Genomic DNA, 16,975 nt, shown 5'->3' with positions numbered 1-16,975 from the left:
CGGTCGTTAGGCCGACGCCCATCCCGTTGCCGCCGGCCGGCCAGACATGTGCCGAAGCAGCTGGCTCATCGTTCGCTTGAGATTTCGCCGGTGCACCACGTTGTCGAGCATTCCGTGGTCGAGCAGGAACTCCGCCGTCTGGAAACCCTCTGGGAGGTCCTGACCGAGCGTCTGCTTGATGACGCGCGGACCCGCGAAGCCGATGACTGCTCCTGGCTCGGCGAGGATCGCGTCGCCGAGCATGGCGTAGCTCGCGCTCACGCCGCCGGTCGTTGGGTTCGTGAGAATGGAGATGTACGGAATACGACGCTCGGCCAGCTGCGCGAGAACGGCGGCAACCTTGGCCATCTGCATCAGCGACAGCACGCCTTCCTGCATGCGCGCGCCACCCGACGCCGAGATGATGATCAGCGGGTACTTTCGCTCGAGCGATCGTTGGCCAAGACGCGCGATCTTTTCGCCGACGACCGAGCCCATGGAACCGCCCATGAACGCGAAGTCCATGACGCCCAGGTTCACCGGAAGTGAGTCGAGCGTTCCCGTGGACGCGAGCAGCGCGTCGGTGTCGCCTGCGTTGGCAATCGCCTTCTTGAGGCGTCCAGGATAATCCGGGAAGCCGAGTGGGTCGACGGACCGAAGATCGACCTCGACCTCCTCCATCGAGCCCTCATCGAGCAGGATGTTGCAGTAGTCGCTCGCGCGGATGCGCCGATGATAGTCGCAATTCGGGCAGACGTTCATGTTCCGCACGAACTTTTCGCGAATGTCGGTATGCCCGCACGCCTCACACTTTTCCCAAACGTCGGCGGGAATCTCCAGACGTTCGCGACGGGGCTTCCGAGGCGGCTTGCTCTCCTTCTTGAACCAGGCCATGCGCGCAATTTGGCGGGCCGAGTCCGGTGAGGCTAGGGCTTCCCACCCACGTTAGCGACTGCTAGCGCCCTGTCCTGTTGGCTAGACCTTCAGCGGGCCCATCTTGCCGCCGCGTCCTTCGCTCGAGATCCGCGCGAGTACGCCGATGGCCAGCCAACACGCGAGCATGAACGAGCCGCCGTAGCTGAAGAACGGCAGCGGAATTCCCGTGATGGGCATAACTCCCACGGTCATTCCGACGTTCTCGAAGACGTGCGTGAACCAGCTGGCGAGCAAGCCGAAGGCAACGAGGCTGCTGAACGAATCGTTCGCGCGTTCGGAAATGCGAATGACACGGAGGAATAGCAGCAGGAAGAGCGCGAGCGCCGTGGTCACGCCAAGGAAACCGAGTTCCTCTCCCACGACCGCGAAGATGAAGTCCGTGTACTGCTCTGGGAGAAACGCGAGGCGTTTCTGCGGACCGTTCAGATAGCCGCGGCCCAACCATCCACCTGAGCCAATCGCCACCTGCGACTGGATGACGTGGTAGCCGCTGCCGCGCGGGTCGGACGACGGATCGAGGAAGACCTTCAAGCGCGCCTGACGATACGGCTTGAGGTGCTCCCACAGATACGGACCGACGATGCCCATCATCACGTTCGCCGCCACCACGAAGAGCCCTTCGCCGAGGAACGGCTTGTACCAGAGCACGAGGGCCAATAGCAGCAGGAACCAGGTGCCCCAAATTCGCGAATCAAAGCCGAGGATGAGACTGATGACGGGGCTCGCGAGCAAGACGAGTAGCTGCCACGCGACGCCGGCCCAGAAGAGCATCGCCAGAAAAATTCCGACGAACACAATCGATGTGCCGAGGTCGCCCTGACCCATGATCAGCAGGAGCGGTACGCCGGCGATGGCAATCGGTTTCCACAGCTCGATCATCGAGCGCGGCGCCACTTTGTTCTGCGACAACACTCGGGCGAGCATCAACACGACGGTGAGCTTCGCGAATTCGGCGGGTTGCCCGAGGCGATGCCCTGCGATCGTCAGCCAGCCCGCCGTACTTCGCGCTGTTCCACCGCCTGATCCAAGACCGATGAGCAGCGCAACGAGAAGGAGAATCGTGAAGGCGTATGCCGGCACGGTCATCCACTCGATGAGTCGCACCGACGCTCGGCTCACGGAAAACGCAGCAATGATGGCGACGATCAGCCAAACGAATTGCGCGCGGTACGCGTTCGTCGCGACGGTGTGCACGTCCGTGCGCCCCGCGGAGAACACGACGGCCAGGCCGTACAGCGACAGAATGACGGCCGTGGAGATGAGCGGCAGGTCGACGTTGATGCGTCGCGTCGTTGCCATCAGCCTGTGTTCTCGATCGTGTTGGCGATTGACGTGTGCAGGTAGTGCGCGATGATCTTGGTGGCGAGCCCGGCGGACGTTGCACCTTCGAAGGTCACGTCAGGTACCATGACGACGACGACAACCTTTGGCGCTTCGGCTGGGGCCATGCCAGCAAACCACGCGTAGTACAGCGGCTTGCCTCCTGACGAAAAGCGCATCGTCTGCGCGGTTCCAGTCTTTCCGGCAACGTTCACACCTTTGATCGCCGCTGCCGCCGCGGTTCCACCCTCCGAAACGACCCCCATCATCGCCTTTCGTAGCAGCGCGACGCGATCGGCGGTCAGCCGAATCTGTTTTGAAAGCTTTGGCTGGCCACGCTTGATCATCGGCGTGGGTTCTGTGCCATCCGTGGCCAGCGCGCTATAGAAGCGAGCCATGTTGAGCACGGTCTGAGCGTTCTCGCCCTGACCGATCGCGAGATTCAGCTCCTTCTCGCCCGACGTCCAGCCGCGCGGACCGTACTTCTGGTTGAAATAGTCGGGGAACGACGACGGAAAATCCGGACGCTTTTCATCCGGCAGATCGATTCCGGTCTTTTTGTCGAAGCCAAGGCCGACGCCGCCGGCGATGAACCGGCTGAGCGTGATTTTCTGTCCAAGCTGATAGAAGTACACGTCGCACGACTTCGCGATGGCCCCATAGAGATCGAGGCTACCGTGTCCTTCCTTGCGCCAGCACTTCCACGCGCGATTGCCCAGGTAGTAATAGCCATTGCACGCCTGGGGCATGTGCGTGTTGAAGTCGATGAGACTGTCTTCGAGCGCAATGACCGACGTGGCGAGTTTGAACGTGGAGCCCGGCGGATACTTTCCCTGAAGCGCCTTGTTGTACAACGGGCGTCGGGGATCGGTATTTAGAGAATCGTAATACGAGGCCGGAACGCCGCCGACGAATCGGTTCGGATCGATGCCCGGCGAGCTGTACAGCGCCAGTACTTCGCCCGTCTGTGGAACCATGGCCACCACGGCGCCGGCGAGGGTGTCGGCAAAGAGCTGGTGGATGTAGTCCTGAAGATCGAGATCGATGTTCGTATACAGCGGCGGCCCTTCCTGCGGCGTGACCGCCTCGCGGGCGCGAGCGTTTGGCACGATGCGATTGCGCGCGTCGACTTCCACGAATTGAACGCCTTCGCGTCCGCGCAGCACCGACTCGTACTGCTTTTCGAGCCCCTGCTTGCCGATGAGTTGCCCGGCTTTGTAGCCGGACATGTTGCCGAGCTCGCCCTCGCTGATTTCGCCGACGTACCCAACGAATCCGCCAACCGCCTCGCCTGTTGGATAGATGCGCTTAGGCGCCGACTGAATGATCAGACTCGGAAACTCCATGCGGTGCTCTTCGAGCGCCGACACGACGTCGAACGACGCGTCCTGGACGATCACCGTGGGGCGCGTCGCGTCGCGACGATAGCGCCGGATGGCGTCCTCCAGCTGCTTCTTCGTGAGCTGGATCGTGCCGCTCAGCCGGGTGATCGTCGCACGAAGCGTGTCCTCGTTCTGCGCGAGCAGCGCCACCGAATAGCCGACGACGTTCTCGGCGATTGGCTTGTTGTTGCGATCGAGGATCTTGCCGCGCGGCGCGGGCGTTGGAATCTGCCGGAGTCGGTTTTCTTCCGACTTGAGCGTGTAGTCCTGATTGCGAATCACCTGCGCGCGAAAGAACGCGCTCAGGAGAAAGACGAGCACGCCGCAAACGATGATGCTCGCTGCGCGGCCACGTCGTACGATGTCGTTCGGGTGAAAGCTCACGCCGTTCGCACTTCCATCAGCGGTTTCAACAACGACAGCGCGATCACGCCGGCCACCGCAGTCACCGCCGCGGACAGCGGAGACCAGACGAAGATCTGCATCGCGAGCTCAGCGCCATGCGCGCGGTGCCCGACGAGTAGGAAAATCAAATCAAAGATCCATTTGGCGAGAAACAGAAAGAATCCGTTCAACGCCAGGTTGTCAGCGAAGAATACTGCCTTGAGCCACGACGCCGAGAATCCGACGACCGCCATGCCGAGTGCAGATGCACCGAACGCGCTCACGGAGAGCGAATCGGCGACCATGCCGAGAAGAAATCCATACACCGCAGCGGCGCCTGGTCGCAAACGCACCGACCCCAGCAGCAGCGCAACGATGAGAAAGTCGATCGAAGCTCGCCACGCGAGCAGTGGCCGGAGCGTGTAGTGCAGAACGATCAAAATCGCGCAGACGACGATTGTCCGCACGGCGCCGGTCACATTCATGGACGAGGATTTCGCGTAGTATCAGCGCGCGATGAATCGCGCCTGACGCGGGTGGTGTCGCGTCGCGGCGCCGTCTGTGCTGGCGCCGGCCGAGTCGTTTGAGCGGGTTGCGGGGCAGATTGCGCGCCACGGAGCGCTGCGCTGTCGGTTGGGGAAACCGGCATGGGCGCCGCGCCAAGCGAGCGACGTACCGAGTCGATCGTCGCGCGCTTCATCGAATCGAGAGCAGCCGCTCGAGCCTGCGCCTGCAACAGCGCGGCTTGTTTGGCCAGAGAATCTCCAGCGGCCGCAATGCGCTTGGTCGCCGAGTCGGCGTTGACGGTCGCGCCCCACACGTTACCAGTGCCCTGCGTGACGCGCTGCGCTGTAAGGACCAGCACGGTCGTCACGCGAGACGGCGTCACCGCCGGACGTATGAGATACGTGCGCGTCCAGACTTCTGCCGTCTTGATCTCCTGGAGCACGGTTCCGATCGTGATGCCGCGTGGAAAGGTGCCGCCTAGACCAGACGTATAGATGACGGTGTTTGGCTTGAGCACCACGCGCGTGGGTACGCCGCGGAGTTCGAGCATGTACGCGTCGCCGCCGCCAGCGCGATCTGCATGCGGATACATGATGCCGAATGCCGTTCCGTCCGCCGACATCGCGCTCGCGCGAAAATCCGGATGCGTGTACAGAATGGCGATGCTCATCGTGGGGTCGGCATTCTGAATGGTGCCGACCAACCCTTCTGGTGCGACGACCGGGCTGTACCGCTTAATGCCCGCGGTGCTGCCGGCCGTCAGCGTCAGATTGGTGACGAGGTCTTCGCTCGGCGCCGTGCTGTGCAGCGCCTCTGCGGGCACGAAGCCCCACTCGAGACGAGAGCCCAGGCCGATGAGCTTGCGCAGTTGGTCGTTCTCCAACTGCAGCGCCTGTGATTTCACGCCGCGCAGGGCAAGCGAATCCTGAGCGAGCTGCTGTCGCTCACTTGTCGCCCAGGCACTTCGCCAGCGCTCGGCGCCACGTTGCAGCCCAACGAGCGGGGCGACGACGGTGCGCCGGAGGGCGCTGGCAATTGGTTCACGACTCTCGTTGGGCAGGGCGACCGCAACGAGGGACAATACGATGCAGCCGGCCAACAGGCCGGCGTCAATTCGGCTTCCTAGGCGTGCTGCATTTGCCACCCGCTTACCTCACGTGCTGAGGACCGACCAGTACTTCTCCTCATCGTCAAGAATCCGGCCTGTGCCGCGGACCACGCATGTCAGCGGATCTTCGTCGACGTGAATGGGCAGGCTCGTTTCCTGGCTAAGCAGCAAATCGAGTCCACGAATCAGCGCGCCGCCGCCCGTCATGACGATACCGCGGTCGACGATGTCGCTCGCCAATTCCGGCGGCGTGATTTCCAGCGCGCGGCGAACGGCGTCGACGATCTGCTGAATCGGCTCCTGAATCGCTTCGCGGATTTCGCTCGAGTGCACGCGAACCGTTTTCGGAATGCCGGACACGAGATCGCGGCCCTTCACTTCCATCTCGCGCTCATCGCCGACTGGAGCGGCCGAACCAATCGTGATCTTGATCTGCTCGGCTGTTGGCTCGCCGATGAGCAAATTGTAATTCTTGCGCATGAACTGCACGATCGACGTGTCGAGCTCATCGCCGCCCGTCCGGATGGACGTGTCGCTCACGATGCCGGACAGCGCGATGACTGCGATTTCCGTCGTGCCGCCGCCGATGTCGATCACCATGTTGCCCGTCGGCGTTTCCACCGGCAGACCGACGCCGATCGCCGCAGCCATTGGCTCGGCAACCATGAATACTTCTTTCGCGCCTGCGCCGAGTGCGGAGTCGCGTACGGCGCGTCGTTCAACTTCTGTAATGCCAGAAGGCACACAGACGATGACGCGCGGCTTCACCTTGAAGACGTGGTTCTCGATGATCAGTGTGAGAAAATACCGAAGCATTTTCTCCGTGACGTCGAAGTCGGCGATGACGCCGTCCTTCATGGGACGTACGGCGATCACACCGTCGGGCGTCCGCCCGAGCATGCGTTTCGCCTCGAGTCCAACGCCTTTGATTTTTTTGGAATCACGGTCTATCGCAACGACCGAGGGCTCGTTCAGGACGATGCCCTCACCCTTGACGTAGATCAGTGTGTTCGCGGTGCCGAGGTCGACACCAATCGCGTTTGCGGGGAACAGCGACCCCGCCTTGATGAAAGGCCAGCGCATCCAGTCCCGGAAAAGTCGTAAACAGCGGTTAACCTCAAAGAAGCAGCGCCGCCTCTACAAGATATTGGCTTATCGCAAGATACGGTACCTTGCAGCGTCGTGGCGCGGCGGGATTTCTACCACCGGGTCGCGGACATCCAATCGAACAAAGCGAACGAAGGATCGCCGTCCCGCGGGCAGTTTACCTGCACCTGGATAGCGACCCTTCGTCTCCGCTCAGGATGACGAGCCTGAACGCTCAGGATAACAGCGACCTACGACCCTGCGTCAGCCGACGAACTTCGACGGCTCCTCGTACGTCATTCCGAACGCCTCGGCCACGCCCGGATAGGTCACGTGACCCTCGGTCATGTTGAGCCCCTTGAGGAGCGCCGGGTTGTCCTTGAGGGCCTTCTTCCAGCCCTTGTTCGCCAGCTGCAGCGCATACGGCAGCGTTGCGTTGGTGAGCGCGAGCGTCGATGTCCGCGGCACGCCGCCAGGCATGTTCGCCACGCCGTAGTGGATGATGTTGTCCACGACGTACGTCGGGTTCTCGTGGGTCGTGGCGTGAATGGTCTCCACGCAGCCGCCCTGGTCGATCGCGACGTCTACGATCACGGCCCCAGGCTGCATCAGCTTGAGGTCTTCGCGGCGAATGAGCTTCGGCGCCTTGGCGCCTGGAATCAGCACGCCACCGACGACGAGATCGGCCGTCGTGATCTGCTCGAGGATGTTGTGGCGGTTCGAGTGGATCATCACGCAGTTGGCCGGCATGACGTCCGACAGATACCGCAGGCGCTCGAGCGACAGGTCGAGGATCGTAACCTTGGCGCCCATGCCCGCCGCCATCTTGGCCGCGTTGATACCGACGATACCACCGCCGAGGATCACGACCTTGGCCGGAGCAACTCCGGGGACGCCGCCGAGGAGCACTCCCCGGCCGCCGTACAGCTTCTCGAGGTACTTGGCGCCTTCCTGCACCGCCATCCGTCCAGCGACTTCGGACATTGGCGTGAGGAGCGGCAGTTCGCGCGTCGGCAGCTCGACCGTCTCGTAGGCAACGCACGTGGCGCCGCTGTCGATGTGGGCCTTCGTGAGCTTTTCGTCGGCGGCAAAGTGGAAATAGGTGAAGATGAGCTGACCGCGCTTCATGTGCGGCCATTCGCGCTCGATCGGCTCCTTCACCTTCATGATCATGTCGCTGTCACGCCACGTGGTCGCAGCGTCAGGCGCGATCTTGGCGCCGACAGCAGTGTAGGCCTCGTCGGCAAACCCACTGCCCAAACCAGCACCGGTCTCGATGAGCACCGAGTGTCCTGCTCCGACGAGCGCTTCGGCGCCGGCCGGCACGAGAGCGATGCGGTTCTCGTTGGTTTTGATCTCTTTCGGAACGCCGACTTTCATTGGAAAAAGTGGGCTGAGTGTTATGAGTGTGACATTCGCCCGTTGTGGCGACAAAAGGCGCCACCCCAGGGTACGACGGCTTGAACCTAATCGCCCCTAGCCTGCTATGCGCCCTTGGGGCCCAGGCTCACGACGGTGAGCCGATCGGGCGAGAAGAACTCGCGCGCCACGCTGGCAATGTCGTCGGCCGTGATCCCGTCGATCAGGGCCAGCAACTCGTCCAGCGTGCGGTATGGCTCAGAGTACAGTTCCACCGAGGCCGCACGGTACATTCGCGACGAGACGCTTTCGAGCGACAACGTAACCTGACCTTTCAGCTGCTGCCGTCCCATCGCGACTTCGTCGGCCGGCAGCCCGTTGTCTACCACCGCCTGCAGCTCGTTTCGAATGGCATCCAGGGCAGCGCTCGCCGATTCCGGCGCCGTCGCCACATACACACCGTGCATTCCAGCGTCCGCGTGGAACGTCTGATACGTGTACACGGAGTAAGCGAGCCCGAGCTCCTCACGCACGCGCTGAAAGAGCCGCGAGCTCATGCCACCGCCGAGCAGCATGCTGAGAAGCAGCATCGGGAAACGCCGGGGATCGCTGTGCGGCACAGCGGTTGTTCCCGCCACGATGTGCGTTTGCGCACCGTCGCGAGCCACGTGGCGCGACGTCGGCGCTGCCGCGACCGGAGGCTGAGCCACCATTGGGCTTCGATCGCCACTCGGAATGTCGGTCCAACCGGTGGCTGAAAGAACGTCGATCAACTGGTCATGCTCGACATTCCCCGAAGCGACGACCACCAACTGGCCCGGATGGTACGCCCGGGCATGCAGATCGCGAAGCTCTCGAACGCCGAGGTGATTGACCGTCTGTCGCGTACCGAGAATCGAGTAGCCGTAGGGGTGATTGCCCCACAGCGCCTCATTGTGCAACTCGAATACGAGATCGTCGGGCGTGTCCTCGACCATCCCGATCTCCTCGAGAATCACCTTCCGCTCGAGTGAGAGATCGGTGTCGCGGAGCGTGGGATGCAGCACGATGTCGCCAATGACATCGGCCGCCTGCGACAGATGCTCATCGAGCACCCGCCCTTGATACACCGTGTGCTCGCGCGATGTGTACGCGTCGAGTGAACCGCCCAGCGCTTCGAGCGACAGCGCGATTTCGTGCGCGCTGCGTTTCGCGGTTCCCTTGAACACCATGTGCTCGAGCAGGTGCGATACACCCATTCGTTCACGCGACTCGTGCAGCGATGCTGCGCGCACCCACGCGCCAAAAGAAACCGACCGCACCCCGGGCATGTGCTCCGAGAGTACGGTCAGTCCATTTGGTAAAACGGTGCGACGAAGCGCGGCGTCAGCCGCGATGAGGTCCACTGCGCTGCTCAATCGCGACGCGAACGGTCTCCGCCGCCGCGGCCACCGCGACGCGGGCCACGGTCGCTGCTCTCACGACGGGGCGGACGATCGCTCCCTTCGCCAGAGCCGCCGTTTCCAGAGCCGGGCTCGGGTTCGGGCATGCCTTCGGGACGCGGGAGCAGCGCCTTCATCGACAGACGAAGACGTCCACGCTCGTCGCGATCGATGAGCTTCACCTTCACGCGATCGCCCTTCTTGACCACGTCTTCCGTCTTCTCGGTGCGCTCCCAGCGCATCTCGGAGATGTGGACGAGGCCTTCGGTGCCCGGCATGATCTCGACGAATGCGCCGAACGGCGTAGTCGTCTTCACATTTCCCTCATACGTCTCGCCAACCACCGGCTCGGCCGTCAGGGCCTGCACCATCTGACGCGCGCGCTCCATCGACTCGCCGCCAACCGCAGCGATCGTGACGAGACCCGTGTCGTCGACCGTGAGTTCGGCGCCCGTTTCGTCCTGGATGCCACGGATCGTCTTGCCCTTGGGTCCGATGAGATCGCCGATCTTTTCCGGGCTGATGTTCATCGTGACGATGCGCGGTGCGTGCGGCGACAGGTCGTCGCGCTTGCTCGGCAGCGCCTTGTCCATCTCACCCAGAATGTGCAGGCGGCCTTCCTTGGCCTGCGCGAGGGCTTCCTTCATGATCTTGAGATCGAGGCCTTCGATCTTGATGTCCATCTGGATGGACGTGATGCCGTTGCGCGTACCTGCAACCTTGAAATCCATGTCGCCGAGGTGGTCTTCGGTGCCGAGGATGTCGGTGAGGATCGCGTACTTCTTCCCTTCCTTGATCAAGCCCATCGCGACACCAGCGACGGCCGAGCGAATCGGGACGCCGGCGTCGAAGAGCGAGAGCGACGCGCCGCAAACAGACGCCATGGACGACGAACCGTTTGACTCGAGAATGTCCGACACGATACGAATCGTGTATGGGAATTCTTCAAACGCCGGCAGCACGCCCTGAATTGCGCGCTCGGCGAGGTTGCCGTGGCCGATTTCGCGGCGTGACGTACCGCGCATCGGACGCACTTCACCCGTGGAGAACGGCGGGAAGTTGTAGTGCAGCATGAACGACTTCGTGATTTCTTTCGCCTCGTTGATCGACTCGAGACGCTGAACGTCGTTGCCCGTGCCGAGCGTTGCGGCAACGAGCGCCTGCGTCTGGCCGCGCGTGAACAGCGCGGAACCGTGAGCGCGCGGGAGCACGCTCGTGTCGATCGTGATCGGGCGAACTTCGTTCGGCTTGCGGCCGTCGACGCGGAGACCCGTGTCGAGCACCTGGGAACGGAGCTGGTTGTACTCGACGTCGCCGAGGACAGCCTTCACGTCCTTGCCGTTGTCGGGGAACTCGGTGCCGAGAGCTTCGGCGATTTCATGCTTGACGCGCTCGACGGCGGCGATGCGGCCGTGCTTGTCCTTCTGATTGAGCGCTTCCTTGATCTTGGCGTCGGCGAGGGCCTTTACGCGCGTGACGAGCGCATCGGCCATTTCGGTCTTCGTCCAGTCCATCTTGGCCGGACGCTCGGAGGCCATTGCCTTGACCAGTTCTTCCTGGGCGCCGATCAACTCACGAATGCCCTTCTGCGCGACGGTCAGTGCTTCGACGACATCCTCTTCGCTCACTTCGAGCGCGCCGCCTTCGACCATGTTGATCGAATCGGACGAGCCAGCGACGACGATTTCCATGTCGCTGTAGCCGAGCTGCTCGAACGTGGGGTTGAGGACCCACTTGTCCTGAATGCGACCGACGCGCACCGCGGCGACCGGAGTCGCGAACGGAATCTTGGAGGCGTTCAGCGCGGCCGATGCGGCGACGAGCGCCAGCACGTCCGGAGCATTTTCCTGGTCCGCCGAGACGACGTAGATGAACACTTGGACTTCGTTCTTGAAGCCCTCGGGGAACAGCGGGCGAATGGAGCGGTCGACGATGCGCGCCGAAAGAATTTCGGCATCGCTCGGACGGCCTTCGCGCTTGATGTATCCGCCCGGGATCTTACCGGCGGCGTAGGTCTTCTCGCGGTACTCAACGAGGAGCGGGAAGAAGTCGAGTGCACTCTTCGTCTCGCTCACCGTGACGGCCGCGAGCACCATGGTGTCGCCGAACGTTACGAGCGCTGAACCTGCGGCCTGTTTGGCCATGCGGCCCGTCTCGATGACGAGCTTGCGTCCTGCAAACGTCTTCTCAACGCGTTGCATCATTGCTGTGTGCCTGGAAATGGCTGTGGAACTGCATGTCTGGGAATACAAAACGCGCGGGCCGCAATCATTGCGCCCGCGCCGTGGTGCACCGACAAGAACTAGTACCGAAGTCCGAGTTCCTTGATGATCGAGCGATAGCCGTCAACGTCGACACGCTTCATGTAATTGAGCAGGCGACGACGCTTGCCGTTCATCTTCAGAAGGCCGCGGCGACCATGATGGTCGTTCTTGTGGGACCGAAAGTGATCCGTGAGGTACTTGATCCGCTCGCTGAGGAGCGCGATTTGGACGCGCGTCGAACCGCTATCGGTTTCGTGGGTCCGGTACTTCTCGACGGTCGTGCTTTTTTCGAAAGCCATGTCCTGTGAGTTCCCGCCGCCGAAGGGCAGCGCACGTAGTTTTATGAGGTAGCACAGAAGCGTAGCTACTTGGTAACGCAATGTAAAGGGCACACTTAGGAGAAATCTGACCCTAAGCGCCGCGCAATCTCACGCACCAAACAATCGTCCGACCCAACCGAAGAGTTTGGCGAATCCAGCGCGCGTGTCGTTGTACATCACGATCGCGAACAGAAGAGCGATCGCCACGAGCCCAAAGCGCAGGATGTACTCGCGCGTGCGCATGCTGAACGGACTTCCCTTGGCCGACTCCAACACGTTGATCAGGATCTGACCACCGTCGAGAATCGGGATGGGAAGAAGGTTGAGCACAGCGACGTTAATGCTCAGCAGCGCAATGAGTTCAAACAGTCGCCCGAGTCCATTTTGAGCCGCGCTCACCGACGCACGGGTGATCGCGATTGGCCCGCCCAATTGCTTGACCGACACCTCGCCCGTCCCGATGTCGTGCAAGATCTTGAAGATCTGACCCGCGCCGGCCCACGTGATTAGCACGCCGGTCTTCGCGGCCGTCCCGAAGCCGATCGGCTGTTTGATCGACGGGTCGCGAGCGGCCGCGCCAATCTTGCCGACGGTGCGTTCTGCGCCCGTCACGGGATCGGGTTCCGTGACGGACTTCGGCGTCACGTGAATCGTGTCCGTCCCCCCTTTGCGGGAGACCACCAGCGCTACCGGCCGACCTGGTGACGCGGCGACCTGATCCACCATGTCCGTCCACGACCACACCGGCCGGCCATCGACAGTCATCACGGAGTCGCCACCCTTGAGCCCCGCGGCGGCCGCTGGCTCGCCCGGCAACACGGCATCGATCACGGGTGAGAGGTAGTAGACGACGCCGTCGGCCACGCGTTCAGCGGGCGCGTTGGGCTTACCGGCGAGCGGAACCGTCACGGTGCCGCGCTGGGTGGTCATGCTCAGCGTGGCGGTACTCGCCTCGATCTGCTTCCGGACCTCGTTCCACGTGTGCACGGGCGATCCGTTGATTGCACGGAGCGTGTCCCCGGCCTTCAACTGAGAGAGTTCGGGGATGTCCGCTGGCGCGTGAACCGCGCCGACGACCGTGGACGGATACACCACCTGGCCGTAGCTCATCGCCAACCCGGTGCCGACGACGATGGCCAGCACGATGTTCATGAAAACGCCCGCGATCATGATCACGATGCGCGCCCACAACGGCTTGCTCTCGAACCAGCGGTTCTCTGGAACCGGCTTTGGGCCGAACGGAATCATCGCGTTCGGATCGTAGCCCTTGTCCTGCTCCGCGCGAGCCGTGGCCTCTTCCGAGCCGCCCTCGAGAAAGGCGGTCTCGGCGTCGTGGCGCGACGCCATTCGCACGTAGCCGCCAAGCGGGAGCCAGGCGAGGACGTACTCAGTCTCGCCCTTCCGGATGCGAAAGATGGCCGGACCAAATCCGATCGAGAAACGGGGTGCGTAAACGCCCACCGCTTTGGCAGCCAGGAAATGCCCGAGCTCGTGCACGAAGATCACGAGTCCGAAAACGAGAATTGGGGCGAGAATCGCTAGCATCCAAACCGTTCCTGAACGTGGCGACGCGCCGCCGCGTCCGCGGCAACGATCGTATCGCGACTGTGGCCGGGGAGACCGGCGAGCGCATCCAGTGCGCCCGCAATCGCCACGCCGATATCGCTGAAGTGAATTCGTCCATCAAGAAACAGTGCGACCGCAGCTTCGTTTGCCGCGTTGAATACCGCAGGCGCCGCGCCTCCCTGCCTACCGGCCGCGACACCCAGAGCAAAGGCAGGAAAACGTTCTGCGGGCAACCGCTCGAACGTCAACGGCGATGACGCGACCGGGTCGAATTGTGGTACCCCGCTATCAGCGACCCGGTCCGGATGCGTCAATGCGTACAGCACCGGCAGCTCCATGCTCGGCACGCCGAGCTGAGCGAGAACGCTGCCGTCGACGAACTCGACAAACGAATGCACAATGCTCTGCGGATGCACGACGACCTCGATGCGGTCGTACGGCAGGTCGAAGAGAAAGTGCGCCTCGATGACCTCGAGCGCCTTGTTGGCGAGCGTGGCGCTGTCCACGGTGATCTTGCGACCCATCTGCCAGGTCGGGTGGCGGAGTGCATCCTGGAGCGTGGCCCGCTCGAGTTGCTCTGGCGTCCACTGCCGAAACGGACCGCCAGACGCGGTGATGATCACACGCCGAACTTCCACTCCTGGACGGCCGGTGATGCACTGCAGGATCGCGCTGTGCTCGCTGTCGACCGGAATGATTTCTCCCCCGCCCTCGGCGCACGCGACGCCCACGATGCTGCCCGCCATGACGAGCGTTTCCTTATTGGCGAGCGCGACGCGCTTGCCGCGGGACAGGGCCGCCAAGGTGGCATCGAGACCGGCGGCACCCACCACGGCATTCAGCACGATATCGACGTCGTCACGCGCCGCGGCTTCGACCAAACATTCCGGTCCGACGCTCCAATTCGGATGCGGTTCGACGCCGTTCCGCACGATGCCAACGAAGCCCGGCGCAAAGCGCTCGGCTTGTTCGCTGAGGAGTTGAGCGTTGTTGAATGCCGTGAGCGCTGCAACGCGAAAGCGTTCGCTCTGACGCTCCAAGACACGCAGCGCCGTCGTGCCGATCGATCCGGTCGACCCGAGAATTGCCACGCCCTGTCGCTCGTCGCGCGTCACGGTGCCCACGTGAGCATGGCTCCGAGCAACACGTACGCAATGGGCATCACGAAGAACAGGCTGTCGAACCGATCGAGAATGCCGCCGTGTCCCGGGATCAGGTGCGAGCTGTCCTTCACGCCTGCCTCGCGCTTGATGAGCGATTCCGCGAGGTCTCCAATCTGGGCCGCCACACTCACGATTGCGCCAAAGAGCAACACGCCGGCGGGCGCGTATCGGAAGCCGAGGTGCGCGGTCGGCCGGAGCAGGAACTGCGTGTACGCCCAAGCGACCAGCATGCTGGCGAGCAGTCCACCGATCGAACCTTCCACGGTTTTTCCGGGACTCACCGACGGAATGAGCTTAGTGCGACCCATCGTTCGTCCGACCGCGTACGCGCCGATGTCCGACGCCCAGGTCACGAACACGGGGAGCAGCAGCAGCAGCCCACCCGACGGAATGGCGAACGTCCGGCCGGCGAGTGGCACCGCGGCATCAGCGAATGCGTATTCGTAATTTCTAATGGCGTATCCGAAGCTCAGCATGCCACCGGTATACGCCGCGCCAAAGAGCGTCGTCGCGGCCGCGCCGAGCGGCTTCCCATCGACGCCGCGCGTCCAGATCGTCAGCGCTAGCACCAAGAGGGCGACGAGCGCGGCGAGCGATGCCGGCCCCATGCCGCCTGCCGGGTCGTACAGGCGCAGATAGCGCGCGTGCACGAGCAGCGGGATCAATCCGGCGATGACGATCCCGACATTGTCCATCGGGGTGAGTCCTGTCGCGCGAGCGATGCGGAAAAATTCCCAGGCACCGAGAGCGGCAGTAATAGCGAGGAGCGCCGCGAGGGGCGCTCCTCCTACCACCAGAATTGCGATGGCGATCGGAGCCGCGATCACTCCGAACAGGGTACGACGCGTGAGCTCGGAGCTCACACTTCCATGATCTCGGCTTCCTTCGCCTTGATCAACTCGTCGATCTTGTGAATGAAGTCGTCGTGGACCTTCTGCAGGTCCTTCTCGGCGTGCTTCACGTCGTCTTCGGACACGCCGCTCAACTTCTTGAGGGCTTCACGCGCGTGCGTGCGTCCGTGACGAACGGCAACCTTCCCTTCCTCGGCGTACTTGTGGACGACCTTCACGAGTTCCTTGCGACGCTGCTCGTTCATCATCGGCAGCGGCACGCGAATGATCGCGCCCTGCGCCGACGGCTCGAGTCCGAGGCCGGCTTCGCGGATCGCCTTTTCGACGATCTTGATCTGTCCCTTGTCGAACGGGGTGACGATGAGGACACGCGGCTCCGGAGCGTTCACGGTGGCCACTTGGTTCATCGCCATCATTTGGCCGTACATCTCGACCTTGACGGCGTCGAGCATGCTCGGCGACGCCTTGCCCGAGCGGACGGAGGCGAATTCGTGTTTGACGTGGGCGATGTCTTTGTCCATCGCCGTGCGTGCGTCCTTCAGGATTTGTTGAATCGAGCTCATCGAACCAGGGTGCCGACGCGCTCGCCGCGAACCGCCGCGACGATCGCGCCCGGACGGTGGATGTTGAGAACGATCAGCGGCAGCGAGTTCTCACGGCACAAAGTGATCGCGGTCTGATCGATCACCTTGAGGTCTTCCATGATGACGTCGCGGAAGCTGATCTCGTCGTACAGCTTTGCGTTCGGTTCCTTCTTCGGATCGGCCGAGTAGACACCATCGACACTCGTCGCCTTGATGATGACGTTGGCCTTGATCTGAATGGCGCGCAATACCGCGGCGGTGTCGGTCGAGAAATACGGATTCCCGGTGCCTGCGGCGAAGATCACCGTGCGCCCCTTCTCGAGATGCCGAATGGCGCGGCGGCGAATGTACGGCTCCGCGATCTCCTCCATGCGGATCGCCGTCATGACGCGCGTGTCGATGCCTTTTCGCTCGAGCACGTCCTGCACGGCCATCGCGTTAATCACGGTGCCGAGCATACCCATGTAATCGGCGGCGACGCGGTCCATGCCAGTCTTGGACAGCAGCGATCCGCGGACGATGTTGCCGCCGCCGATCACGAGTCCGATCGACGCGCCTGTCTCCTTCAGCCGAACGATTTCATCAGCGAAGCGACCGACGGCATCGAAGTCGTACCCGAATCCCTTATCTCCAGCGAGGGCTTCGCCGGAGAGTTTGAGGAGGATCCTCGGATACTTCAGGTCGGCTGTCATCCTCTGCGAGCGCAGCGAGCGGAGGATCTATTGTGCAGAAAAACGATGGTGAT

At 62.7% G+C, this 16,975-nt stretch carries 15 protein-coding genes; all 15 read right to left on the bottom strand.

What is annotated here, in order from left to right; translation table 11 throughout:
- Positions 1 to 6: 6 nt before the first annotated feature.
- The gene (gene accD / locus AC6H4Z_RS12630; protein ID WP_497542322.1) at positions 7 to 873 is read right to left on the bottom strand and encodes an acetyl-CoA carboxylase, carboxyltransferase subunit beta; all 867 of its coding nucleotides are present in this window, start codon (positions 871 to 873) and stop codon (positions 7 to 9) included.
- Positions 874 to 954: 81 nt separating this feature from the next.
- Entirely contained in the window at positions 955 to 2,214 is a 1,260-nt protein-coding gene (gene rodA, locus AC6H4Z_RS12625) for a rod shape-determining protein RodA (protein ID WP_497542321.1), read from the bottom strand.
- Positions 2,214 to 4,001: a penicillin-binding protein 2 gene (gene mrdA, locus AC6H4Z_RS12620; RefSeq protein ID WP_497542320.1), complete on the bottom strand. Its 1,788-nt coding sequence runs from the start codon at positions 3,999 to 4,001 to the stop codon at positions 2,214 to 2,216. Before mrdA ends, rodA begins: the two co-directional genes overlap by 1 nt.
- Positions 3,998 to 4,486: a rod shape-determining protein MreD gene (gene mreD, locus AC6H4Z_RS12615; RefSeq protein WP_497542319.1), complete on the bottom strand. Its 489-nt coding sequence runs from the start codon at positions 4,484 to 4,486 to the stop codon at positions 3,998 to 4,000. Before mreD ends, mrdA begins: the two co-directional genes overlap by 4 nt.
- Positions 4,483 to 5,652 (bottom strand): rod shape-determining protein MreC, encoded by a 1,170-nt coding sequence (gene mreC / locus AC6H4Z_RS12610; protein ID WP_497542318.1) that lies wholly within the window; start codon positions 5,650 to 5,652, stop codon positions 4,483 to 4,485. The genes mreD and mreC overlap by 4 nt, the downstream gene beginning before the upstream one ends.
- A 9-nt stretch (positions 5,653 to 5,661) precedes the next feature.
- A complete protein-coding gene (locus tag AC6H4Z_RS12605) occupies positions 5,662 to 6,699 on the bottom strand; it encodes a rod shape-determining protein (protein ID WP_497542317.1) in 1,038 nt (345 codons plus the stop codon).
- Positions 6,700 to 6,966: 267 nt separating this feature from the next.
- On the bottom strand, positions 6,967 to 8,082 hold the full coding sequence (gene ald / locus AC6H4Z_RS12600; protein WP_497542316.1) for an alanine dehydrogenase: 1,116 nt from the start codon (positions 8,080 to 8,082) through the stop codon (positions 6,967 to 6,969).
- Positions 8,083 to 8,186: 104 nt separating this feature from the next.
- Complete coding sequence (locus AC6H4Z_RS12595; protein ID WP_497542315.1) at positions 8,187 to 9,446, bottom strand: M16 family metallopeptidase; 1,260 nt, start codon at positions 9,444 to 9,446, stop codon at positions 8,187 to 8,189.
- 8 nt (positions 9,447 to 9,454) lie between these two features.
- Entirely contained in the window at positions 9,455 to 11,683 is a 2,229-nt protein-coding gene (locus AC6H4Z_RS12590) for a polyribonucleotide nucleotidyltransferase (protein WP_497547040.1), read from the bottom strand.
- A gap of 101 nt (positions 11,684 to 11,784) precedes the next feature.
- The gene (gene rpsO, locus AC6H4Z_RS12585; protein ID WP_497542314.1) at positions 11,785 to 12,045 is read right to left on the bottom strand and encodes a 30S ribosomal protein S15; all 261 of its coding nucleotides are present in this window, start codon (positions 12,043 to 12,045) and stop codon (positions 11,785 to 11,787) included.
- Between the two features lie 129 nt (positions 12,046 to 12,174).
- Positions 12,175 to 13,611 carry an RIP metalloprotease RseP gene (rseP, locus tag AC6H4Z_RS12580; protein WP_497542313.1) on the bottom strand — a complete coding sequence of 479 codons (1,437 nt, stop codon included), beginning with the start codon at positions 13,609 to 13,611 and terminating at the stop codon, positions 12,175 to 12,177.
- A complete protein-coding gene (gene dxr / locus AC6H4Z_RS12575) occupies positions 13,605 to 14,747 on the bottom strand; it encodes a 1-deoxy-D-xylulose-5-phosphate reductoisomerase (protein WP_497547039.1) in 1,143 nt (380 codons plus the stop codon). Before dxr ends, rseP begins: the two co-directional genes overlap by 7 nt.
- Complete coding sequence (locus AC6H4Z_RS12570; protein ID WP_497542312.1) at positions 14,744 to 15,658, bottom strand: phosphatidate cytidylyltransferase; 915 nt, start codon at positions 15,656 to 15,658, stop codon at positions 14,744 to 14,746. Before AC6H4Z_RS12570 ends, dxr begins: the two co-directional genes overlap by 4 nt.
- Positions 15,655 to 16,209: a ribosome recycling factor gene (frr, locus tag AC6H4Z_RS12565; RefSeq protein ID WP_497542311.1), complete on the bottom strand. Its 555-nt coding sequence runs from the start codon at positions 16,207 to 16,209 to the stop codon at positions 15,655 to 15,657. Before frr ends, AC6H4Z_RS12570 begins: the two co-directional genes overlap by 4 nt.
- A complete protein-coding gene (gene pyrH, locus AC6H4Z_RS12560; protein ID WP_497542310.1) occupies positions 16,206 to 16,922 on the bottom strand; it encodes a UMP kinase in 717 nt (238 codons plus the stop codon). Before pyrH ends, frr begins: the two co-directional genes overlap by 4 nt.
- Positions 16,923 to 16,975 lie beyond the last annotated feature (53 nt).

Source organism: Leucogemmata humicola (genome assembly GCF_055379415.1).
Note: the sequence above shows the minus strand (reverse complement) of the source record. Positions and strands in the feature narration are given on the sequence as shown.